The sequence below is a fragment of the Kitasatospora sp. NPDC030952 genome (assembly GCF_055571335.1).
In genome coordinates this window covers 1-2,582 of record NZ_JBVIFM010000058.1, presented here as the reverse complement: position 1 = coordinate 2,582, position 2,582 = coordinate 1, and the positions used below count along the sequence as shown (strand labels likewise).

At 72.5% G+C, this 2,582-nt stretch carries 2 protein-coding genes; both read right to left on the bottom strand.

From position 1 onward, the window contains the following. Positions 1 to 1,842 (bottom strand): type I polyketide synthase (locus tag ACZ47G_RS39580; protein WP_465751368.1); only part of this gene is annotated, 1,842 nt, incomplete at its 3' end. Between the two features lie 5 nt (positions 1,843 to 1,847). Then, positions 1,848 to 2,582 (bottom strand): acyl carrier protein (locus ACZ47G_RS39575; protein WP_465751366.1); only part of this gene is annotated, 735 nt, incomplete at its 5' end.

Here is a 2,582-nt window from a genome sequence, read left to right as displayed (position 1 = left end):
CTCACGGAACACCCGCCCGAACACCGGGAACTCCGCCGCCAACCCCCGACCCATCCCCGCCCACTGCGCACCCTGACCCGAGAACACCAGACCCAGACGGGGCCGGGAGGCGGGCTCGGGGACGGGGGCGTGGGCGGCGGCGTCCAGGGCGGAGCGCAGTTGCTTCGCGGTGCGCGCGGGCACGACGGCCCGGTACGGCAGGGTGGTTGCGCGGGTGGTGGCCAGTGCGGACGCCACCTCGCCGAGGTCGGGGGCCTCGGCGGCAGCGGCGGCCCTGTCAGCGGCCGGGTCGGCGACCGTGACGTGGTCGCGCAGGCGGAGGAGTTGACCGCGCAGGCCGTCGGGGGTCGCGGCCGCTACGACGAACGGCAGTACCGGTGCGGGACCGGTGCCGCCCTCGGGCACCCGCACCGCTCCCCGCTCGTCCTGCTCGTCCTGCTCGTCCTGGGCCTCTGCCACCGGGTTCTCCGGGGCCTCCTCCACGATCACATGGGCGTTGGTCCCGCTGATCCCGAACGACGACACCGCCGCCCTGCGCGGCCGACCGGCCTCCCGCGGCCACGACCGCGACTCCGCCAACAACCGGACCTCACCCTCACCCCACTCCACCTCACGACTCGGCTCATCCGCGTGCAAGGTCCTCGGCATCCGCTCATGACGCAACGCCATCAGCGCCTTGATCACACCGCCGACGCCCGCAGCCGCGGAACTGTGGCCGATGTTGGACTTCAGCGACCCCAACCAGACCGGACCACGACCCCCGCGCTCCCGCCCGTACGTCGCCAACACCGCACCCGCCTCGATCGGATCACCCAACCGAGTCCCCGTACCGTGCCCCTCCACCAACCCCACATCCGCACCCACCACACCCGCATCCGCCCACGCCGCACAGATCACCCGCTCCTGCGCCACCCCCGACGGCGCCGTCAGACCATTCGACGCACCGTCCTGATTCACCGCCGAACCACGCACCAACCCCACCACCGGATGCCCCAACCGCCGCGCATCCGACAACCGCTCCACCACCAACACACCCACACCCTCGGACCACCCCGTACCGTCCGCACCCACCCCGAACGACTTGCACCGGCCATCCCCCGCCAACCCCTGCTGACGCGAGAACTCGATCCAGGCCCCGGGGGTGGACATCACGGTGACGCCGCCGACCAGGGCCATGGAGCACTCGCCGCGCCGCAGCGACTGGACGGCCAGGTGCAACGCCACCAACGACGACGAACACGCCGTGTCCACCGTGATCGCCGGCCCCTCCAAACCCAAGGTGTAGGCGATCCGGCCCGAGGCCACACTCGCGGCGCTGCCGGCCAGCAGATAGCCGCGCAGGTCGTCGGCGCCGGAGTCCATGTCCGTGTAGGACTGGCCGGCGAAGCCCAGGAACACCCCGGTCCGGGTGGAGCGCAGCGAGGTCGGGTCGATGCCGGCGCGTTCGACGGCCTCCCAGGCCGCTTCGAGGGCGAGGCGCTGCTGGGGGTCGGTGGCGAGGGCCTCGCGGGGTGACATCCCGAACAGGGCCGCGTCGAACTCCCCAGCGTCGTACAGGAATCCGCCCCGGGTCGTGTCGGAACGGACGGCCAGGTCGGCGAGGTCCCAGCCGCGGTCGGTCGGGAACTCACCGATCGCGTCCACCCCGTCGGCGACCAGCCGCCACAGGTCTTCGGGCGACTGCACGCCGCCCGGGTAGCGGCAGGCCGCGGAGACGACCGCGATCGGATCGTCGGAGGCCTCCGCCCGGGCGAGGCGCTCGCGGGTGCCGCGCAGTTCGGCGGTGACCCGCTTGAGGTAGTCGGCGAGCTTCCGCTCGTTGGGCGTGGTCGCGGTGGTCACGGCGGTCAGCTCGCTTCCGGGCCGAGTTCGCTGTCGATGGACGCGAACAGATCGTCGAGGGACTCTTCGGTGTCGGGGCTCAGGCGGGCCCGCAGGTACTCGGCGAGGGCGCTCGGCGAGGGATGGTCGAAGACCAGGGTCGCGGCGAGCGTCAGACCGCTCATCCGGTTGACCCGGTTGCTCAGTTCCACGGCCGTCAGCGAGTCGAAGCCCAGCTCGGCGAACGGCCGGTCGGGGTCGATCGCGCGGACGTCGGCGTGGCCGAGCACGGCGGCGGTCTGCTCGGTGACGACGTCCAGGACGTGTCCGGCCCGGTCGGCCTCGTCGAGGTCGGCGAGTTGCTCGGCCAGGCCGGCCGAGGGGGCCTCCGGTGCGACGGACTCGACCGGTTCGGCGGCGGTCCGGTGCGCCGGGCCGTCGGTGATCCAGTAGTGGTGGTGGTCGAAGGCGTACGTGGGCAGGTCGACCGGCCGTCCACCCCGCCCGGTGAAGAACCCGGACCAGTCGACCGGGACACCGGCCGCGAACAGCCGGCCCAGACCGGAGACCAGCGTCTCCGCCTCGTCACCACTGCGACGACCCAACGGCACCGCCTCCAGACCCTCCGAGGCGATCCCAGCGATCAGACCCGACAACACACCATCGGGACCGACCTCCGCACACACCCCCGCACCCCAACCCACCAGCGAGTCCACCACATCCGCGAACCGCACCGGCTCCCGCACATGCCGCACCCAGTA